Raw genomic sequence first — 20,056 nt, forward strand, 5'->3', positions numbered from 1 at the left:
GCTCATCCGCCCGGCTGCGGCAGTCGCGTGATACCGCGGCGCGCCTTCTCGTCGGCCACGATGCGGCGCACGTCGCCCAGCAGCGCCGGCGCATCGAACACCAAGCCCCCCTTGATCGTGTAGCGCACGCCGCCCACGCGCTGCAGCTGGCCGTCATCGCCCAGCCGCAGATGGCCGGTGCCGTAGAGCACCTTCAGGTTGGCCAGCGGATTCTCGGCCAGCACCACCAGGTCGGCGTATTTGCCCGCTTCGACCGAACCCAGCCGGTCCGCCGCGCCCAGCGCTTCGGCGCCCGACAGCGTGGCCGCGCGGATCACCTCCAGCGGATGGAAGCCGGCCTCGCGCAGCAGCTCGAGTTCCTCGATGGTGCCGAAGCCGTAGGTCTTGTAGATGTAGCCCGAATCGCTGCCGACGGTGACGCGGCCGCCGCGGTTCTTGTAGTCCTGCACGAAGGCCATCCAGCGCCGGTAGTTGTCCTTCCACGCCGCCTCTTCCTCGCTGCCCCAGTCGAAGAAGAAGCTGCCGTGGTTGTCGCGGTTGGGCGTGAAGAAGTCCCACAGCGCGGGATGCGTGTAGGCCTCGTGCCAGTCCGCCGTGCGCGCGCGCATCAGGTCGCGCGTCGCCTGGTAGATGGTGAAGGTGGGGTCGAGCGTGAAGTCCAGCGCCAGCAGTTCGGTGATCACCGCCTCGTAGCGCGAGCTGCCCTTTTCGCTGGCCTGCGCCCAAAGCCGGCCGGCCTGGCCGAAGCGGTGCTGTTCGTCCATGAAGTTGTAGTCGGCCGGATACTGCTGCACGGTCTGGCCCTCGAACAGCGCTTCTGGCAGGCCGTACCAGTGCTCCATGGTGGTCAGCCCCCAGCGCGCGGTGGTGAGCACGTTCACGCGCGACACGTCGAGCTGCGCATGGTGGCAGGCGCTGCGCAGGCCCTGCTTGCGCAGCTCGTCGAAGGCCGCCTCCAGGATGTCGGGGCGGTAGCCGAAGCACTTCATGCCCAGGCCGCCCTTGGCCTTGACCTCGCGCACCCACTGCCGCGCCTGCTCCGGGGTGGCGATCGGCGTGTCGCGGCCCAGTCCGAAGAAAGCGTACGGGAAGATGCGCGGCGCAGTGATGGCCTGGGCGGCGCTGCGACGGCTTTCCGACACGCACCAGTCCAGGCCGTTGCCGCAGCCCGGGTCGCGCACGGTGGTGATGCCGTGCGCCAGCCAGAGCTTGTAGACGTATTCGGCGGTGACGCCCTGCTCTTCGCCGCCGATGTGGCCATGCAGGTCCACCAGGCCCGGCATCACGAACTGCCCGGCGAGGTCGATCTCGCGCCCGCCCGGCTTCAGCGCCGGACGTTTGGCGGGATCAATGCGAGAGCGCGCGCTGCCGACGATGCGCACCTCGGTGATGCGGTCGCCCTCGATCACGATGTCCACCGGACCGTAGGCCGGTGCGCCGGTGCCGGTGATCACCGTGGCGCCGCGCAGGATCAGCTGCGGGTAGGGACCCTCGCCTTCGGTACGCGCGGGCGCGGCGGGAATGGCGGCACCGGCGGCCGCCGGCATCAGCAGGGCAAGCATGAACAGCAGTCGCATCATGGCGGCGTCCGGGCTGGAAGTGGCGGCGTCGCGGGCGGACAATCGCCGCATGCGAACGCTTCGGTGGTCCAGCTTAGCGATATTGCTGCTCGCCGTCGGCGCGCCCGGCGCCAGCGAGATCACGGTCTACCGCTGCGTGGACGCCAAGGGCGTGGTCAGCCTGCAGGATGAACCCTGCCCGGCCGGCCAGACCGGCAGCCAGCGCAGCATGACCCGGCCGCAGGATCCGCCGGCGCGTGCTTCCGCCCCACCGCCGGCGCCCGCGGACGATGAACCGCCGGAGGCTGCCCCTGCGCTGCCGCCCCCGCCCGCCGGCCCGCTGTTCGCGCCGCCGCCGCTGTTCCAGTGCACCGACTACGACGGCGACGTGCGCTACTCCGAAGACTACGACCCCAACCGCCGCTGCGTGCCGCTGTCGGTGCTGGGCTACGACGTGCGCGGCTCCGCGCAGGGCGCCGCCACCTGCCGCTGGGTTTCCGAGTCCTGCCTGCAGCTCGACGATGCCTCCGCCTGCCGGCAGTTCAAGGCGCGGCTGGAGGTGGCGCGGTCCAACGCCCTGCATGCCTTCAGCGACACGGCGGCGTTCCGGAAATCGGAAGTGACGCGCCTGGAGCGCATCATCCGCGACAGCTGCCCGTAAGCGCGGCTCAGAACCCGTAGCGCAGGAAGCCGCCGTCCACCGCGATGCATTCGCCGGTGACGTAGCTGGACGCGGGCAAGCACAGGAAGGCGACGGCCGCGGCCACTTCTTCCGGTTCGCCGACGCGGCCCATCGGCGTGCGATCAATCACTTCGTCCAGGTAATCGGCGTCGGCCAGCGCCGCCGAGGTGCGGCGCGTGCGGATGTACCACGGCGCCACCGAATTCACCCGCACGCCGTCCTCGGCCCATTCGCAGGCCAGGTTGCGCGTCATCTGGTGCAGGGCCGCCTTGCTCATGCCGTAGGGCGACCCGGTGCGCACGTGGGTCAGCCCCGAGACCGAGCCCACGTTCACTATGGCGGACGCGGCGTGCTGGCTCAGCAGCGGGAAGGCGAAGCGGCTGAGCTCGAAGGCCGAGAACAGGTTGGCTTCGAAGATCGCGCGCCATTCGGCGTCGGCGTAGTCCATGGACGGCTTGCGGTCGTTGGCGCCGGCGTTGTTGACCAGGATCTGCAGGCCATTGCCCAGGTCCTCGACCCAGTCGAAGATTTCGCGCCGCTGCTCGGCGTCGGCCACGTCGGCCGCGAAACCGCGCACCTGCGCCTCGGGAAACTGTTCCTCCAGTTCGCCGCAGCTGGCCTCCAGCTGCGCCTCGTCGCGCGCGACCAGCATCACGTCGGCCCCGAGGCCCAGCAGCTCGGCAGCGATCGCGCGACCGATGCCAACGCTCGCGCCGGTCACCAGGGCCACTTGTCCGTCCAGCCGCCAGCGGTGTGCGCCCATCTGCGATCTCCGGAAGTCCCGGGCGTAGGATAGCGGGGTCACCCCTGCCAGGAGCAGCCCATGCGCCTCATCCTTGTACTGGCCGCCAGCCTGGCGCTCGCCGCATGCCGCGACCCCGCTCCGCTTCCCGATGACCCGCCGGCGCCGCAGGCCGCCGCCAGCACGGACGCCACCCAGCTTCGCGACGCCATCCAGGAACCGATCGACAAGGCCAAGGCCGTCGAGGCCACCCAGGCCGCCGACGAAGCAGAGCGGCAGAAGGCCCTGCAGGACGCCGGCGGCTGAGCCTACCTCAGTAGGCGCAGAGGCAATGCGCCACGGCCCGGTAGGGCGCGCGGCCATTGCGGTCCAGCCAGGCCAGCTCGCGCTCCACCTTGGCCAGCGTCTGCCGGTCGATCAGCAGCGGCGTCGGCGCCAGCACGCGCAGCAGGCCTTCGGTGCGGCTGCTCTTGCCCAGGTTGACCACGAACTGCTCAAACGGCGTCAGCGGCTTCTCGATGTAGCTCACGCCGTAGGCATCGGGCTCGAGCTTGGCCAGCCTGGCCGCCTCGGCCAGCGCCGCCTGGAAACCGCCCAGCTCGTCCACCAGATCGCGGTCCTTGGCCTGTGCGCCGCTCCAGACCCGGCCACGGGCGTGCACGTCGATCTGCGCCGGCGTGCTGTCGCGCGCCTCGGCGACCTTGCCGGTGAAGTCGGCGTAACCCTTGTCGATCACCGACTGGATGATCAGGCCCACGTTGGGATCCAGCGGCCGCGTGGGATCGAAGGCACCGGCCAGCGGCGTGGTGCCGACGCCGTCGGTGGTCACACCCAGCTTGTCGAGCACGCGCGGCGCAGTCATCCACAGGCCGAAGATGCCGATCGAACCGGTGATGGTGGATTCGTCAGCGTAGATGCGGTCGGCGTTCATCGAGATCCAGTAGCCACCGGACGCCGCGACGTTGCCCATCGACACCACCACCGGCTTGCCCGCCGCCTTCACCAGCTCCACCTCGCGGCGGATCTGCTCGGACGGGAACACGCCGCCGCCCGGGGAGTCCACGCGCAGCAGCACAGCCTTGACGTTGTCGTCCTCGCGCGCCTGGCGCAGCAGCGCGGCGGTGGACTCGCCACCCACGGTGCCCGGCGGCTGGTCGCCATCGGTGATCTCGCCCTGCGCCACCACCACGGCCACCTGCGGACGGCTGTCCACCAGGTTGGGCATGCCCGAGTGCATCAGGTAGCCGGCCAGGTCGATCTGCCGGAAGGTCTTGTTCTCGGCGTCTTCTTCGCCGCGCTCGATCAGCAGGGCTTCCATTTCCTGGCTGGTCTTGAGGCCGTCCACCAGCTTTTCCTGCAGGGCCAGCTTGCCCAGGTCGCCGCCGGCGGCAACCACGCGCGCGGGCAGGTCGGCGATCATCGCCTGCACCGCCGCGGGATCGAGCTTGCGCGCGGTGGCGATGTCGGCCACGAAGCGCTGCCAGATGTCGCCCATCCAGTACAGGTCGGCCTCGCGCGCTTCCGGCGACATGCCGTCGAGCACGTAGGGCTCGGCGGCGGACTTGTATTCGCCGACCTTGAACAGGTGCACGTCCACGCCCAGCTTTTCCTGCAGGCCTTCGCGGTAGTACATGCGGTAGCGGCCCAGGCCCTCGAGCAGGATGCCGCCCTGCGGGTCGAGGTAGATCTCGTCGGCCTGCGCAGCCAGGTAGTACTGCTTCTGGTCCATGTTGGTGGCGAAGGCGACGACCTGCTTGCCGCTGGCACGGAACTCGCGCAGGGCGCCGGCGAAGTCGCGCAGCGCCGCGAAACCCGGCGCGCTGAAGCCATCGGTGAGCAGCACGATGCGGTCGATGCGGTCGTCCTTCTTCGCGGACTCGATGGCGCGCATCAGGTCGCGCAGCTGGATCTCGGGCTGGGCCTGGCCGGTGGCCTGGTTGATCACGCGGTCGGCCGGCGAGGAGCTGAACTGTTCGACCAGCACGCCCTCGAGGTTGAGCACCAGCGCGCTCTTGGCATTCAGCGGCTGCACGCCGGGGCTGGCGACGATGGCCGCGAGCACGAGCACCAGGATGAACAGGAAGATCAGGTTGAACACCAGCATCCGGGTGAAATTGACCGTGTTCCAGATCCCGACCAGGACACGCCGGATGGGACCGGGCTGCGACTCAGACATGGAAAACTCCAGCAGGTTTGACCAGTGATGGGGCCAGCATACCCAGCCGGGGTGAAGGCCGCATGCGCCTTAGGTCACCCGCACCGGCGACAGGGGCCGCCGCGCCAGCCGCCAGAAGCGCCAGCCCAGCAGCGTCGCCGCCACGCTCAGGCCCAGGATCAGGCCCGTCCACAGGCCCGGCGCGCCTTGGCCGCGCGACAGGCCCAGCCAGTAGCCCAGCGGCAGGCCCAGGCCCCAGTAGGCGAGCACGGTGATGAACATCGGCACGCGGGTGTCCTTCAGGCCCCGCAGTGCGCCGGCCGACAATGCCTGCAGACCGTCCGGGTACTGGAACACCGCGGCATAGGCCATCAGCAGGCTGGCCAGGGCGATCACCGCCGGATCGCGCGTGAACAGGCTGGCCAGCCAGGTGGCGCCGAACACCAGGAGCACCGCCGAGAGGGTCTGCGCCAGCATCGCCAGTCCATACCCGCCCGCCGCCGACCAGCGCACCGCGGACGGATCGCCGGCGCCCACCGCGTGGCCGACGCGCACGGTGGTGGCCATGGCCACGCCCAGCGGCACCATGAAACACAGGCTGGCCATGAGGATAGCGATCTGGTGCGCAGCGATCTGGGTGGTGCCGAGCTTGCCGATCAGCAGGGCGGTAGCGACGAACAGGCTGCCTTCCATGAACACCGACACGCCCATCGGCAGGCCCAGCGCGAGCAGCGCGCGGATCGGCGCCCAGCGCGGCGGATCGAAGCGCGTGAACAGGCCCAGGTCGGCGAAACGCGGGGAGCGCCACAGGTAAAGGGCCAGCGCACCCGCCTGGCAGTACAACGTTATCGCCACTGCGTAGCCGAGGCCCGCGGCGCCCAGGTCCATCCCGAACATCAGCGCGTAGCCCAGCGGCGCCAGCAGCACCAGGCCGGCGATACCGAACACCATCGCCGGCAGGGTCCACGCAGTGCCGTCGCTGAGGTTGCGCAGGCAGAAGTACAGCGCCAGGCCCGGCGCGCCCCAGCTGATGGCGTGCAGGAAGGCCACCGCCTCGGGCCGGGCCTCGGCGGTGATCCCCATCGGCGCCAGCGCCCAGGCACCGGCGCGCACCACGAACACCAGGCCCACGCCCAGCGCCAGCGCCAGCCACAGCGCCTGCCGGAACACCGGGCCGATCTCGCCGCGGCGGCCGGCGCCGTTGAGTTGCGACACGGTCGGCGGCACGGCCATCAACACGCCGATGCTGACCAGGATCACCACCGACCACACTGCGCTGCCGACGCCGACCGCGGCCAGGGTCACCGGACCATGGCGGCCGGCCAGCACGGTGTCCACGATGTTCATCGCCATCGACGACACCTGGGCCAGCACCAGCGGCAGGGCGAGGGCCAGGCTGGTGCGCATCTCGCGCCCGAGTCGTGCGGCGCGGGTTTCAGGAGGGCTCATCGGTGTGGGGACCGGCGTCAGGAAAGCTATATTAGCGGCACTCGCCCCGGAGCCCCGCATGTCCATCGAAACGAGCCCGCCCGCCCCTGCGCCCGTGCCCGAGGCCGCACCGGTGCGCCGCTGCCAGAACTGCGGCGAAGTGCTGCTGGGCGAGCACTGCTATGCCTGCGGCCAGCCCACCAAGGGGCTGGTGCGGCACTTCAGCAGCATCATCGGCGACTTCATGGATTCGGTGTTCGAGCTCGACTCGCGCATCCTGCGCACGCTCGGGCCGCTGCTGTTCAAGCCGGGCTACCTGACGCTGGAATACTTCGCCGGCCGCCGAGTGCGCTACGTCAGCCCGGTGCGGCTGTTCGTGTTCCTGAGCCTGTTCGCCTTCTTCGCCTCGCGCCTTAGCTTCGACATCGACCGTGAGGGCGTGGACGTCCAGGGCGAAGGCCTGGCGGTGGTGGACGTGGACGAGTCGCGCAACCGCGGCCTGCGCAATGCCACCACGGTGGAAGAAGTCGAACGCATCCGCGACGAAGCGCTGGCGGCGCTGGGGGAAGCGCGCAAGGAAACCGCCAACGTCCCCGGTGCCGGCATCGGCATGGACGTGGCGCGCCAGGGCGTGATCAACGAGGCCGAGCGCCGCATCAAGGCCATCCGCCATTCCGAAGCCACCGGCGAACCGCTGCCGGTGGTGCAGGAGAACGACGGCACCATTTCGTTCAACGGCACGCCCTGGCACGCCGAGGACAACCCGGTGAACGTCGCGTGGCTGCCCGACGCCGTCAACAAGAAGATCAACGATTCGGCCGGCGATGCCCAGGCCAACATGAAGCGCATCCAGCAGGACCCCAACCTGCTCAAGGATGCCTTCCTGTCGACCGTGCCGACCACGCTGTTCGTGCTGCTGCCGCTGTTCGCGCTGCTGCTCAAGATCGCATACGTGTTCAAGCGCCGCCTGTACATGGAACACCTGATCGTGGCCCTGCACAGCCACGCCTTCCTCTGCGGCAGCCTGCTGGTGGTGCTGGTGCTGGACGCGCTGGCCACCTGGACCGCCGCCCTGCCCTGGCTGTCGCTGCCGCTGGGCTGGGCCGAGACTGCACTGCTGGTGTGGATGCCGGTGTACCTGCTGCTGATGCAGAAGCGGGTGTATGCGCAGGGCTGGCTGATGACGCTGTTCAAGTACTGCGTGCTGGGCACCTGCTACTTCATGCTGCTCAGCTTCGGCGCGGCGGGCAGCCTGCTGGTCAGCCTGGTGGTGATGTGAGCCAGGTGCTGTACGAGGTCACGCTGTCGGTGGATGCCGACATCGCCGCCGACTACCTGCACTGGCTGCAGGACCACGTGGCGGAAATGCTGGCCTTGCCCGGTTTCGTGCAAGCGCGGATCTGGCAGGTAGACGAACCCCGGGCGCAAGACGGCCGCGTGCAGTATTGCTGCCACTACACCCTGAGCGACGCGGCCGCGCTGGCCGCCTACCTGGCCGAACACGCGCCGCGCATGCGCGCCGACGGGAAGCAGCGCTTCGGCGATCGATTCAGTGCACAGCGCCGCATCCTGGCGCCAGTGACCTGACGGGCGACGCGTAGTGCCGGATCGGCACGGAGCCGGCCCGACCCTAGCGATCCAGCCGTTGCCGGATCAGCGCTTCGCGTTCCTGCGGAGGCGCCGCGACCAATTCACGTCGCAGGCTCTCGCGCTCGTTGGCCGGCAGGCGGCGCGCCAGCAGCGCCAGGTCGGCGCGGGCCTGCGGCGTCAGGGCGCGCAGCAGGTCGAGCAGGGAACCGCGCTCGGCTTCCGGCACGAAGGCAAACAGCGGCCGGAGCTGCGCGAAGCCCGCACCGATTTCGGGTCCGAGCCACCAGTCCTGCCGGCGGTCCGGCGGGAGCTTCTCGAATGCGTCGCGCACGGCCTGCTGCTGGGCCGGCGACAGCGCGGCCAGCCGCGCGGCGGCGACGCGCACCTGCTCGCGCTCGGCCAGCGACAGCGCCTGCCAGGCGGCGAAGGGACCGCGCCGTCGGGCCCATTCGGCCGGCGGCAACTGTTTCCACTCGGCCGCGCGGCGACGTAGTTCGGCGCGGCCGGCGTCGTCGAGCGAAAGCCAGTGCGTGGCGTTGGCCTGCAGGCGCTGACGGGTTGGCGCGTCCAGGCCAGGCCACGCGGCCGCCAGCGGCGCCAGAAGGGCGCGTTGGGGCTGGGGCAGGTTCTGGAAGGCCAGGGCCAACGCGGGTGCCAGCGTGAGCAGTGCGATCGCCAGCCAGGCGCGCTCAGTCCGCATCGTTGGCCTCCGATGCCGGCGCAGGCGGCGTGGCGGTGGCGTCCGGATCTCCGGCGCCGGCCCTTGTCCCTGCGGCCGGGGGAGCAATGCCCGCATCGGGCACCGCCTCGGGCGCAGGCAATTCGACTTCGCCCGAGGCCAACCAGCTCAGAAGGGCCAGGTCCTGCGCCAGCGCATCATCGGCCGGCGCGGCCAGCTGGGCATAGTCAGGATGCGTGACCAGGTCCGAATCGCTGTCCTGTGCCGCGGCGGGCGGGGTCGTTTCGGGCGGCAGACCCTCGGTGCCACCGGCCGGAAGTCCAGGCTGCGGCGACCAGAAAGTGGCGGCGAAGCCCAGCGCCAGCAGCGCCAGCGCCGTCCACAGGGCGCGACGCAGCCAGGGCGAGCGCGGCACCGGCGGCGCGGGCCGGGGCTCGGGCGCGCCCTGCAGCACACTCGCGCGCAATTCGGCCAAGGCCGCGGTGCGCGTCTCGGGCAAGGTCTTGACCTGCCGGTGCAGGCGCTCGCGCAGGGCGCCCAGCGCGGCGTAGCTGATGCCGGCGTCGCCGAGCTGCTGCAGCGCACGCTGCAGGGCGAACCGGTACGTCTGTTCCCCGACGCCCAGCACGCCGGCCGCATGGGCGAAGTCCAGGCCTGCGACGATCCGCAGCAGCAGGGCCGCACGTGGTCCGCTGCTCAGCGACGCCAGCTCGGGAACATCGCTGCCCCCGTCGGAAAGCTCGGCCTGGGCCAGCAGGAGGGCCCAGAAGCTCGCCGGCCAGCCCGACAGCGGGGTGTGCGCGGACAGGTCGGCAAACGCGCGCAAGGCGCGTCCCAGGGCGGCTTCGGCCTCACGCTCACTGCCGCACTGCAGCTGGGCGAAAACGAAGGCACGCCGCTCGATCCCGCGCAGGAAGGCGGACAGGGCCGGGGAAACGGGGGCCGCGACAGGCGGCGGGAGAACGGAAGTCACTCCCCATTCTAGCCAAGCCGCTCAGGCATCAGCGCGGTTGACAGTAGGAAAATTCCTGCTCAGCCAAGCGCGGCGCGGCTTCCGGCGTGAAACGTTGTGCACAGCGCCAGGGCGCGCACGTGAAGACCGGCCGGAAAGGCCGTGAAGAGCCCCGTGACTGAATTGTGATATCCGCAAGTTGTTGAATTAAAAGAACTATGACGGCTTGGTTAAAAAATCACCAACCCGGCTGAGGGGCCTTGTACGGTGGGGGTGCGCACCCCTGCGGCCAGCCTCTTCCACAGACTTATCCACAAAGCGTGTGGATAAGGGTGATTCGTTTTGATGAACAGTAGCTTAGGCATCATTCCTGATGGTGTTAGCAGCAATGGCGCGCAAGTCGCCCGGTTTGCCCGGAGAGGCCCGTGCGGGGCCTCGCAGGCTAGACTGGCGGCATGCCCGCCGCCCCGGAAACCGTGCTTCGCGTCGCCCTGCCGGTGCCGCTGCCGCGCCTGTTCGACTACCGCCCGCCCGCCGGCCAGACGGCCGGGCCGGACTGGGTCGGCTGCCGCGTCCGGGTGCCCTTCGGCCGGGGCGATGGCGAGCAGGTCGGGGTGGTGGTCGAGGTCGGCAGGCCGGATCCGGACGCGCCGGAGGCCAAGCCCGTCCATGCCCGCCTTGATTCCGAAGCCTTGCTCGTCGGCGAATTGTTCGAAAGCCTGCGCTGGGTCGCGGCCTACTACCACGCCCCGCTGGGCGAGGTCGTGGCCACCGCCCTGCCGGGCCCGCTGCGCAGCGGTCAGCCGCTGCCGGAAACCGCAAGGCACGGCTGGCGCGCCACCGGGGATGGCCTGGCGTCGCTGGCCGCCCCCGGGCGGGAGGGCAAGCCGCGCCGCCTGCTGCAGGCACTGGCTGACCGGGCCCTGGGTGAAGACCTGCTGGACCAGCAGCATCCGGACTGGCGTCCGGCCGCGCGCGCGCTGGCCGAGCGTGGACTGGCCGAACGCATCGCGCTCGCGGGACGCACCGAGCCGGCCGCGGCCGCACCCGGTCCGACCCTGATGCCGGCCCAGGCGGACGCCATCGCCGCCATCCGCACCGGCGAGGGCTTCGGCGCCTACCTGCTGGAAGGTGTCACCGGCAGCGGCAAGACCGAGGTCTACCTGCAGGCGATCAGTGACTGCCTCGCCGCCGGCCGGCAGGCCCTGGTACTGGTGCCCGAGATCGGCCTGACCCCGCAGGCGCTGTCGCGCTTCCGCAGCCGCCTGGGCGTGCCGGTGCTGGCCCAGCATTCGGGCCTGGCCGACGGCGAGCGTGCGCGCGCGTGGGCGGCGATGGCGCGCGGCGAGGCACGGGTGATGGTGGGCACGCGCTCGGCCATCTTCTGTCCGTTGCCCGAGGCCGGCCTGATCGTGGTGGACGAAGAGCACGACGGCTCGTACAAACAGCAGGACGGCATCCGCTACCACGCGCGCGACCTGGCCCTGGTCCGCGCGCGCAATCTCGGCGTGCCGGTGCTGCTGGGCAGCGCCACGCCGTCGCTGGAATCGCTGCACAACGCGCTGGCCGGACGCTACCGGCACCTGCGCCTGGCGCAGCGCGCAGGCGATGCGCGACCGCCCACGGCGCGCGTTCTGGACCTGCGCAAGCGGCGGCTGGTCAATGGCCTGTCGGAAGACCTGCTCGACGCAGTGGGCCGCTGCCTGGCGCGCGGTGAACAGGCGCTGGTGTTCAAGAACAGGCGCGGCTACGCACCCGTGCTGCTGTGCCACGACTGCGGCTGGAGCGCGCACTGCAAACGCTGCGACGCGGCGATGACCGTGCACGCCGGCGGCCGGCGGCTGATCTGCCACCACTGCGGCGCGCGCGCGACGCCACCCAATGCCTGCCCCGACTGCGCCAGCCTGGCGCTGCAGCCGCAGGGCGCCGGCACCGAACGCATCGAGGAAACCCTGGCCGAACGCTTTCCCGATGCGCTGATGATCCGCGTGGACCGCGAGACCACCCGCCGGCGCGACGCGATCGAAAAGCATCTCGAGGCGTTCGGCGACCGCTCCGGCATCCTGGTCGGCACCCAGATGCTGGCGAAGGGCCACGACCTGCCGCGCCTGACCCTGGTGGCCGTGGTCGGCGTGGACGAAGGACTGTTCAGCGCCGACTTCCGCGCCGGCGAGAAACTGGCGCAGCTGCTGATCCAGGTCGCGGGCCGCGCGGGTCGCGCCAGCCTGCCCGGCGAAGTGGTGCTGCAGACCCATCACCCCGACCATCCGCTGCTCAACACGCTGCTGGCGGGCGGCTATCCGGCGGTGGCGGCGCTGCAGCTGGCCGAACGCGAGGCGGCCCAGTTCCCGCCGTATGCGCACCTGGCCCTGCTGCGCGCCGAGGCGCCGACCGAGGCCGACGTGCAGGGCTTCCTGCGCGAGGCCCGCGATGAATTCGGCGATCCGCCCGGCGTGCAGCTCAACGGCCCGATGCCCGCACCGATGGCGCGCCGTGCCGGCAAGGCGCGCGGCCAGGTGCTGCTGGACGCCCGCCAGCGCGCGCCCCTGCACGCCGCGCTGCAACACTGGCTGCCGCGGATTGCCGCGCTGAAATCGGCGCGCAAGGTGCGCTGGTCGCTCGACGTCGATCCCACCGATCTTTACTGACTACTTTTTGCGGACCTTCGTCATGGCGACTCCGAACCCTTCCCTTCCCCACGTTCTGGTGCTCGGCGGCGGCTTCGGCGGCCTCTGGGCCACCCGCGCGCTGGCTTCCGCGCCGGTGCGCATCACCCTGGTGGACCGCACCAACCACCACCTGTTCCAGCCCCTGCTCTACCAGGTGGCTACCGCGGGCCTGTCGGCGCCCGACATCGCAGCGCCGCTGCGGCACATACTGCGCAAGCAGACCAATGTCACGGTCCGCATGGACGAGGCGCTGTCCATCGACCTTGCCGCGCGGCGCGTGACCCTCGCGGGCGGCACGCTCGACTACGACACCCTGCTGGTCGCCACCGGCGCCACGCACGCCTACTTCGGCAACGACGCCTGGGCCGAACACGCGCCGGGGCTCAAGACGCTGGACGATGCGCTGGCGATCCGAAGCCGCGTGCTGTCGGCGTTCGAGGCCGCCGAGCGCGAAGAAGATCCCGACCTGCGCCAGGCCTGGCTGGAGTTCGTGGTGATCGGCGGGGGGCCGACCGGTGTGGAAATGGCGGGCACGCTGGCCGAGATCGCACGCCATACGCTGCCGCGCGAGTTCCGCCGCGCCGATGTGCGCGGCGCGCGCGTGCACCTGGTCGAGGCTGGCCCGCGCGTGCTGGCTGCGATGCCGCCGGAGCTGTCGGAAAAAACCCGCGTCCAGCTGCAGAAGCTGGGCGTGGAGGTGCATACCGGCCAGCCGGTGACCGCCATCGATGCCGAAGGCGTCACGATGGGTCCGGCCCGCATCCGCAGCCGCACCGTGCTGTGGGCGGCCGGCGTCGCGGCCTCGCCCCTGGGACGGCAGCTGGGCGTGGCGACCGATCGCGCGGGGCGCGTGCCGGTGGCCCCCGACCTCTCGCTGCCCGGCCATCCCGAGGTGTTCGTGCTGGGCGACCTGGCCAGCGTGGTGCAGGACGGCAAGCCGGTGCCGGGCGTGGCGCCTGCCGCCAAGCAGATGGGCGCGCACGTCGCCGGCGCGATCCGCGCGCGCCTGCGCGGCGCAACGCCCAAGCCGTTCCGCTACCGCGACTTCGGCAACCTGGCCACGATCGGCCGCATGGCGGCGGTGGTGGATTTCGGCAGGCTGCGCTTTTCAGGCGTGGTGGCCTGGTGGTTCTGGCTGGTGGCCCACCTGTTCCTCCTGATCGGATTCCGCAACCGCATCATCGTGCTGGTGAACTGGGGCTGGTCGTACTGGACCTACCAGCGGCACGCGCGGATCATCGTCGGGCGCGCGCCGCCGGGCGACTGATCCGCCAACGAAAAGGCCCCGCGATGCGGGGCCTTTCGATCTCGGCGACGCGGGCGGATCAGGCCGCGAAGAGCGCCCGCATCTTCTTGAGCGCATTGGCCTCGATCTGGCGGATGCGCTCGGCGCTGACGCCGTACTCGTCGGCCAGCTCCTGCAGCGTGGCCTTGGGCTCGCCCAGGAAACGACGCTTGAGGATGTCGCGCGAACGCTGGTCGAGTTCGGCCAGGCCGTCACGCAGCAGCTCGAGCTGGTCGTCCTCGTGGCTTTCGCGCTCGTAGGCCATCGCCGGGTCGTCGCTGGCGTCGCGCAGGTAGGCCACCGGCGACGGCGGGGCGTTGTCGTTGTCCTCGTCCGGCGCGTCGAAGCCGACGTCGCGGCCGCTCAGGCGCGACTCCATCTCCAGCACTTCGCGCTTGGAAACGTTGAGGTCCTTGGCCACCGCGGTGACTTCGGCGTCGTTCATCCAGCCCAGGCGCTTCTTGGACTTGCGCAGGTTGAAGAACAGCTTGCGCTGCGCCTTGGTGGTGGCGACCTTGACGATGCGCCAGTTGCGCAGGATGAACTCGTGCATCTCGGCGCGCACCCAGTGCACGGCGAACGACACCAGGCGCACGCCCTGGTCGGGGTCGAAGCGCTTGACCGCCTTCATCAGGCCGATGTTGCCTTCCTGGATCAGGTCGCCCATGCCCAGGCCGTAGCCCTGGTAGCCGCGGGCCACGTGCACCACGAAGCGAAGGTGCGAGACCACGAGCGCCTTGGCGGCGTCCAGGTCTTCCTCGTCGCGGAACTTGCGCGCCAGGGCCTGCTCGTCCTCGACGGTGAGCACGGGCACGCGGTTGACCGCGGAGATGTAGGCGTCCAGCGAACCCAGCGCGCTCGGGATCGGCAGGTTGTTGGCGATCAGGGCAGTGGTCATCGTGTCCTCTTTCATGGGCCGGAGTTTAGCACTCGCACCATTGGAGTACTAAATAGGCCATAAGTTCCCTGTCCGTTCCATTCATGGAACAGCCAGCTCCCCGGCAGTCCGGTTGATCTGGGGGTGGCCTGACCGGCTTCAAGGGCCGGAACCGGGATGGCCGGGGAGCCGCGCCGGGACGGGCGCTCAGGGCAAAACAGCGCCCGGCGCCGCGGGGTCGGGGACCCGCCGGGACGCCAGCATCGCCTCGACCTCGGCCCGCGGCGGCAGCGCCCACCGGATCGGCGCCTGCCGGGCGCCCTCCAGCCAGCGGTTGGCCTTGCCGAAGTGGCCGCAGCCCAGAAAACCCCGGTGCGCCGACAGCGGCGAGGGGTGTGGCGCGCGCAGCATGCAGTGCCGGCGGGCATCCACCAGCTTGCCCTTGGCCTGGGCGTAGCTGCCCCAGAGCATGAAGACCAGGCCCTCGCGCTCGCGGTCCAGGGCCTGCACCACGGCATCGGTGAAGCCCTCCCAGCCTTTGCCCTGATGCGCGCCGGCGCGGCCCTCCTCCACCGTCAGCACGGCATTGAGCAGCAGCACGCCCTGTCGCGCCCACGAGACCAGGCAGCCGTGGTCGGCCGGGGCGATGCCCAGGTCGGCCTTGAGTTCCTTGTAGATGTTCTGCAGCGACGGCGGCACCGGCACGCCCGGCCGCACCGAGAAGCACAGGCCATGGGCCTGCCCGGCCCCGTGGTAGGGATCCTGGCCCAGCACGACCACCTTCACCTGGTCGAAGGGCGTGGCGTCGAGCGCGGCGAAGATGTCGGGTCCGGGCGGAAAGATGCGCTTGCCGCGCGCCTTTTCCTCACGCAGGAAGCGGGAGAGTTCCTGCATGTCCGGACGCAACAGATAGTCGCCGACGCGCGCCTTCCATGAAGGCTCGAGCCGGACCCGGGGATCCGCAGCCACGCCTTACTTGCCGAGCTTCTCGCGCAGCATCCGGCCCACGCGCAGCTGGAACAGCAGCTTGGTGATCAGCAGGCGCTCTTCGATCGGCTTCTGCACCAGGTCGTTGGCGCCTTCGCGCAGCAGGTCGCTCTGGTTGGCCGGGTTGGCGTCGCCGGTCATCACCAGCACCGGCAGCAGGCCCTTGGCGTAGCCGAAGTCGTGCCGGATGGAGTGCAGCAGGTCCTTGCCGGTCAGTTCGCCCTTCAGATACACGTCGGTGAGCACGATGTCGGGGCCCGGCACCTTGCCCTGGGCCTTCATGGTTTCCAGGTGCGCGATCGCGTCCTCGACGCCGGTGGCGTGGGTGACGGTGAGGTTGTGCTTCTCCAGCATGCGCCGCGTGGCCATGGCCACGACGCGGCTGTCCTCGACGTACAGCACTTCGCCGCCGGCTTCGGACTCGGGGGCCACGTAGCCCTTGATGAAGGCGGCCAGGGCGTTGAAGCCCAGCGCCTTGTCGAAATAGTCGGTCACGTCGTCGCTGATCGAGCGGCTTTCCAGCCGCTCCTGCACGTCGCCCGAAACCACGATGATCGGGATGTAGGCCTGCGGCGTGTGCTCGCGCAGGTAGCGCGCCAGGTCCAGGCCGTCCATGTCGGGCAGGCGCAGCGCGGTGGTGACCAGGTTGACGGCGCCGGCCTGCAGCGCAGCCTTGGCTTCCTCGCCGGTTTCGCAGCCGACGAACTCCAGGCCCGGCAGCTGCTGGCGCAGCACGCCCTCGATCATCTTGCGCACGACCTTGGAACCATCCACGACCATGATGCGCGGGTTGGTGGTGTCGAAGCTGCGGAAGCTGGGGCTGGGGCTGTTCATGTCACACGTCCACAGGACGGGTCCGACGTAGATGATGCCCGGTTGCGAGCCACGCGCCCAGCCACCCCATCGCCGCGGCCCCGGCCAGCAGGGCCAGGCTGCCGCGCCAGCCCGGGCCGGCCAGCGCGAATTCCGAGCCGTAGCTGGCCACCAGCGCCGACAGGCGGCCCTGCAGCATCAGGCCCGCGACCCAGAGCACCAGCCCCGCCAGCAGGCCCGCGGCCAGGCCGTACCAGGCGCCCAGGTACAGGAAGGGGCGGCGCACGAAGGCGTCGGTGGCGCCCAGGTGCTGCAGCACGCCGATCTCCTCGCTGCGCGCGCCGATGTCCAGGCGCACGGTATTGCCCACCACCAGCAGCACACCCAGGCCCAGCAGGGCGGCCACCACGTGCACCACGCGGTCGCCGAAGGCCAGCCAGGCCGACAGCCGCTGCCGCCAGACCGCGTCGTGCTGCACGATGTCGGCCTCGGGCAGGGCCCGCAGGTCGGCCGCCAGCGCGTCGCCATCGCCGGTGGGCTGCACGATCAGCACCGTCGGCAGCGGGTTGTCCTCCAGCACGTCCAGGGCGCCGGCCAGGTCGCTCATGGCGCGGAACTCGGCCAGGCCTTCGTCCGGCGTGCGCACGGTGACCGCGGCCACGTCGGGGCGATCGCCCAGGCGTGTGGCCAGCGCCTGCGCTGCCGCCACGTCCACATCGGCCTTCAGGAACACACCGATCTCGCGCGATTCGCTGACCGAGCCCGAGAAGCGCTCGATGTTGCCCAGGGCCAGGCCCAGGCCCAGCGGCAGGGCCAGCGCGATCGCCATCACGCCGACCGTTAGGCCGGTGGCGAAGGGCCGCTTGGCCAGGCGGCCTAGGCTGGACACCAGGGAATACAGATGCTGCTCGCGCCAGGCGCGCAGCCGGCTGCCGATGCCGCCCGGCTTGACGCGTTCCGCGGCGGCGGGTTTGGCGCGGGCCTCGGGCTTGGCGCTCATGCCGCCAGGTCCTCGGGCGAGATGTCGTCGAGCAGCTTGCCGTGGTCGAGCACCAGCACGCGGCGCCGCATGCGCTTCACCAACGCCAGGTCGTGGCTGGCCACGATCACGGTGGTGCCCAGCGCCGGCAGCGAGGCGAACAGCTGCATGATTTCGGCGGCCAGCTGCGGATCGAGATTGCCGGTGGGTTCGTCGGCCACGAGCAGCTGCGGCTGGGCGACGATGGCCCGGGCGATGCCCACGCGCTGCTGCTCGCCGGTGGACAGCTGCATCGGCAGCGAGCGCTCGCGGTCGCCCAGGCCGACTTTGTCCAGCACCGCGCGCACGCGCTTGCCGACCTCGGCGCCAGGCGTGCCGGCGATCAACAGCGGCAAGGCCACGTTGTCGAACACGCTGCGGTCGGTGAGCAGGCGATGGTCCTGGAACACCACGCCCACCTGGCGCCGGTGCAGCGGCACCTTGCGGCCGCGGACCTTGGCCAGGTTGCGTTCGTTCACCAGCACGGTGCCGCGGCTGGGCCGCTCGGACAGGTGCACCAGGCGCAGCAGGGTCGACTTGCCGGCGCCGGAATGGCCGGTGACGAACAGCATCTCGCCTTCCTCCACCGCGAAGCTGACCTCGCTCAGCGCCGGCGCGCTGCCCGGATAGGCCTTGGACACATTGTCGAAACGGAGAAGGGCCATGCGGCTCGGCTGGACAGGGGGCCGCATCAATCTAGCAGACCCCTCCGGAAAAGCAGGAGGGCCCGGGGGCCCGCCTGCGGATCGGGCTCAGTGGCCCGTCGGCGGGTTGCGCTTCACCAGCGAGCGCAGGCTGGCCTTGATGCGGCCGAGCAGCGAGGGCTTGTCGCCACCGGCGGCCGCGGGTGCGGTCGTCGAGGGCGATTCGGACGTGCGCGGCTTGCCGCCGGTTTCCGGCGCGGCACCGTCGCCCACCGGGCGACCGCCACGACGGCGGCGGCGCTTGCGCGCCGGCGCGTTCGGATCCACCTGCATCGGCGAGGACGGTGCCGGACGCTGCGCAGGCCGGGTCGGATCCACCGGGGCCTCGACCGCCGGCGGCAGCGCCTCGGCCGCGGGAGCCGGCTTGCGCTCGCGATGCGCGCCGGGGCGCGGACCGCTGCGATCGCGCGAACCCCCGCCCGGACCGCCACGACCGCCGCCCGGCGAACCGCCGCCGCTGCGACCGCCGCGTCCACCGCGGCGCTCGTCCTCGGCCGCCTTGGCCTCGCGCACCTCGCGGAAGATGGCGCTGACGCTCTCGCCTTCCTCCTCGCCTTCCACCCGCTCGCGCGGGGCGCGCGGCACCGGCACCAGCAGCTCCTTCTCGACCTGGGCCACCGGCAGCTTCTGCTCGATGTAGGCCTCGATGTCGGGCAGCGACATGGCATAGCGCTCGCAGGCGAAGCTGATCGCGTCGCCCTCGGCGCCCAGGCGCGCGGTGCGGCCGATGCGGTGCACGTAGTCCTCGGCGTCGAACGGCAGGTCGTAGTTGTAGACGTGCGACACGCCGTCGATGTGCAGGCCGCGGGCGGCCACGTCGGTGGCCACCAGGATGTCCAGCTGGCCCTTCTGGAAGCGCGCCAGCAGCGTCTCGCGCTTCTTCTGCGGCACGTCGCCCGACAGCACGCCGACGCGGAAGCCGGCGCGCTCCAGGCCGCGCGCCACGCGCTCGACCCAGACCTTGGTGTTGACGAAGACCATCGTGCGATGGCCCTCGCTGCGGGTCAGCAGGCCGATCAGCAGCGGGATCTTTTCCTCGTCGGCCGGGAAATACACCAGCTGGCGCACCTTGGCCGCGGTGATGAACTCGGTCTCGACGACCAGCTTCTCCGGCTCGTTCATGTGCTCGTAGGCCAGCTCCAGCACGCGGTGGCTGAGCGTGGCCGAGAACAGCAGGGTCTGGCGCTCGGTGCGGATCGGCATGCGCCGCAGCAGGAAGCGGATGTCCTTGATGAAGCCCAGGTCGAACATGCGGTCGGCTTCGTCCAGCACGCAGACCTCGCAGGCGTGCAGGGACACGACCTTGCTCTGCTTGACGTAGTCGATCAGGCGGCCGGGGGTGGCGATGATGACGTCCACGCCCTGCTGCAGCAGCTCGCGCTGCTTGTCGTAGTCCACGCCGCCGTACACCAGGGCGAAACGCAGGCCCAGGTCGGAGCCGAACTTCACGGCGTCCTTGTGGATCTGGATGGCAAGCTCGCGGGTGGGCGCCAGGATCAGGGCGCGCGGGTCCTCGGGCTTGCGGTCGGCCAGGGCCGGGCGGGTGAGCAGCCGGTTGATCAGGGCGACCAGGAAGGCCAGGGTCTTGCCGGTGCCGGTCTGGGCCTGGCCGGCGACGTCGCGGCCGGCGAGCGCCAGCGGCAGGGTCAGGGCCTGGATCGGCGTGCAGCGGGTGAATCCGGCGGCGTCGAGCCCGGCGTGCAGCGCGGGATGCAGCTCGAAGCTGGAAAAAGCGATATCAGTCAGGGGTTTATCGGACATGGGTCTCTCTGGGTGCGCGTCTCTGCGCTTGCGCGGCCGGCCCGGGGGGTCGCAAACTGGGTGCGTCCGGGGTTTGCCGCTGGCGGTTGAATAGTCGTCTGCAACGCCCCAGTTTAACCCAATGGCGGCCGCAACCGGCCGCATCCCCCAAGAAA

General features: G+C 70.7%; 18 protein-coding genes. 6 read left to right on the forward strand and 12 right to left on the reverse strand.

Going from position 1 to position 20,056, the window contains the following annotated elements; all coding sequences use genetic code 11:
- Positions 1 to 2 precede the first annotated feature (2 nt).
- Positions 3 to 1,580 (reverse strand): amidohydrolase family protein, encoded by a 1,578-nt coding sequence (locus ACOQFR_RS06955; RefSeq protein ID WP_421380023.1) that lies wholly within the window; start codon positions 1,578 to 1,580, stop codon positions 3 to 5.
- Here ACOQFR_RS06955 and ACOQFR_RS06960 point away from each other — a divergent pair.
- A complete protein-coding gene (locus ACOQFR_RS06960) occupies positions 1,561 to 2,220 on the forward strand; it encodes a DUF4124 domain-containing protein (protein ID WP_421380026.1) in 660 nt (219 codons plus the stop codon). The two genes, ACOQFR_RS06955 and ACOQFR_RS06960, sit on opposite strands and share 20 nt — an antisense overlap.
- Before the next feature lie 7 nt (positions 2,221 to 2,227).
- Here ACOQFR_RS06960 and ACOQFR_RS06965 read toward each other — a convergent pair whose 3' ends face one another.
- Positions 2,228 to 3,004, reverse strand: a complete 777-nt coding sequence (locus ACOQFR_RS06965) for an SDR family oxidoreductase (protein WP_421380028.1) — start codon at positions 3,002 to 3,004, stop codon at positions 2,228 to 2,230.
- Positions 3,005 to 3,064: 60 nt separating this feature from the next.
- Here ACOQFR_RS06965 and ACOQFR_RS06970 point away from each other — a divergent pair, with 60 nt between their 5' ends.
- Positions 3,065 to 3,289: a hypothetical protein gene (locus ACOQFR_RS06970; protein WP_421380030.1), complete on the forward strand. Its 225-nt coding sequence runs from the start codon at positions 3,065 to 3,067 to the stop codon at positions 3,287 to 3,289.
- Positions 3,290 to 3,296: 7 nt separating this feature from the next.
- On the opposite strand, the gene sppA is transcribed toward ACOQFR_RS06970, so the two are convergent.
- Together sppA and ACOQFR_RS06980 are read right to left on the reverse strand one after the other, a co-directional pair.
- Complete coding sequence (sppA, locus tag ACOQFR_RS06975) at positions 3,297 to 5,159, reverse strand: signal peptide peptidase SppA (protein WP_421380032.1); 1,863 nt, start codon at positions 5,157 to 5,159, stop codon at positions 3,297 to 3,299.
- Between the two features lie 69 nt (positions 5,160 to 5,228).
- Positions 5,229 to 6,587 carry an MATE family efflux transporter gene (locus tag ACOQFR_RS06980; RefSeq protein ID WP_421380035.1) on the reverse strand — a complete coding sequence of 453 codons (1,359 nt, stop codon included), beginning with the start codon at positions 6,585 to 6,587 and terminating at the stop codon, positions 5,229 to 5,231.
- 58 nt (positions 6,588 to 6,645) lie between these two features.
- Between ACOQFR_RS06980 and ACOQFR_RS06985 the strand changes: the two genes are divergently transcribed.
- Together ACOQFR_RS06985 and ACOQFR_RS06990 are read left to right on the forward strand one after the other, a co-directional pair.
- Positions 6,646 to 7,845, forward strand: a complete 1,200-nt coding sequence (locus tag ACOQFR_RS06985) for a DUF3667 domain-containing protein (protein ID WP_421380037.1) — start codon at positions 6,646 to 6,648, stop codon at positions 7,843 to 7,845.
- A complete protein-coding gene (locus ACOQFR_RS06990; protein ID WP_421380040.1) occupies positions 7,842 to 8,153 on the forward strand; it encodes a DUF4286 family protein in 312 nt (103 codons plus the stop codon). The genes ACOQFR_RS06985 and ACOQFR_RS06990 overlap by 4 nt, the downstream gene beginning before the upstream one ends.
- Positions 8,154 to 8,196: 43 nt before the next feature.
- On the opposite strand, the gene ACOQFR_RS06995 is transcribed toward ACOQFR_RS06990, so the two are convergent.
- Positions 8,197 to 8,856, reverse strand: a complete 660-nt coding sequence (locus ACOQFR_RS06995; RefSeq protein ID WP_421380042.1) for a DUF3106 domain-containing protein — start codon at positions 8,854 to 8,856, stop codon at positions 8,197 to 8,199.
- Positions 8,846 to 9,808, reverse strand: a complete 963-nt coding sequence (locus tag ACOQFR_RS07000; protein ID WP_421380045.1) for a sigma factor-like helix-turn-helix DNA-binding protein — start codon at positions 9,806 to 9,808, stop codon at positions 8,846 to 8,848. Before ACOQFR_RS07000 ends, ACOQFR_RS06995 begins: the two co-directional genes overlap by 11 nt.
- Before the next feature lie 434 nt (positions 9,809 to 10,242).
- Between ACOQFR_RS07000 and ACOQFR_RS07005 the strand changes: the two genes are divergently transcribed.
- Complete coding sequence (locus tag ACOQFR_RS07005; protein WP_421380048.1) at positions 10,243 to 12,435, forward strand: primosomal protein N'; 2,193 nt, start codon at positions 10,243 to 10,245, stop codon at positions 12,433 to 12,435.
- A 22-nt stretch (positions 12,436 to 12,457) separates the two neighbouring features.
- Positions 12,458 to 13,723, forward strand: a complete 1,266-nt coding sequence (locus ACOQFR_RS07010) for an NAD(P)/FAD-dependent oxidoreductase (protein WP_421380050.1) — start codon at positions 12,458 to 12,460, stop codon at positions 13,721 to 13,723.
- 58 nt (positions 13,724 to 13,781) lie between these two features.
- Here the strand turns inward: ACOQFR_RS07010 and rpoH are convergent, their stop codons facing one another.
- From rpoH to rhlB, 6 genes are all read right to left on the reverse strand, one after another.
- Positions 13,782 to 14,654: an RNA polymerase sigma factor RpoH gene (gene rpoH, locus ACOQFR_RS07015; RefSeq protein ID WP_421380052.1), complete on the reverse strand. Its 873-nt coding sequence runs from the start codon at positions 14,652 to 14,654 to the stop codon at positions 13,782 to 13,784.
- Positions 14,655 to 14,825: 171 nt separating this feature from the next.
- Positions 14,826 to 15,587, reverse strand: coding sequence for a uracil-DNA glycosylase (gene ung / locus ACOQFR_RS07020; protein ID WP_421380055.1), 762 nt, complete (start codon positions 15,585 to 15,587; stop codon positions 14,826 to 14,828).
- 3 nt (positions 15,588 to 15,590) lie between these two features.
- Complete coding sequence (locus ACOQFR_RS07025) at positions 15,591 to 16,439, reverse strand: response regulator (RefSeq protein WP_421380058.1); 849 nt, start codon at positions 16,437 to 16,439, stop codon at positions 15,591 to 15,593.
- Between the two features lies 1 nt (position 16,440).
- Positions 16,441 to 17,418: a permease-like cell division protein FtsX gene (gene ftsX / locus ACOQFR_RS07030; RefSeq protein ID WP_421380061.1), complete on the reverse strand. Its 978-nt coding sequence runs from the start codon at positions 17,416 to 17,418 to the stop codon at positions 16,441 to 16,443.
- A complete protein-coding gene (gene ftsE / locus ACOQFR_RS07035) occupies positions 17,415 to 18,101 on the reverse strand; it encodes a cell division ATP-binding protein FtsE (protein WP_421380064.1) in 687 nt (228 codons plus the stop codon). Before ftsE ends, ftsX begins: the two co-directional genes overlap by 4 nt.
- Before the next feature lie 87 nt (positions 18,102 to 18,188).
- Positions 18,189 to 20,045 (reverse strand): ATP-dependent RNA helicase RhlB, encoded by a 1,857-nt coding sequence (gene rhlB / locus ACOQFR_RS07040; protein ID WP_421380066.1) that lies wholly within the window; start codon positions 20,043 to 20,045, stop codon positions 18,189 to 18,191.
- Between the last annotated feature and the right edge of the window lie 11 nt (positions 20,046 to 20,056).

It is taken from the genome of Arenimonas sp. MALMAid1274 (assembly GCF_049195245.1).
Lineage (GTDB): Bacteria > Pseudomonadota > Gammaproteobacteria > Xanthomonadales > Xanthomonadaceae > Arenimonas.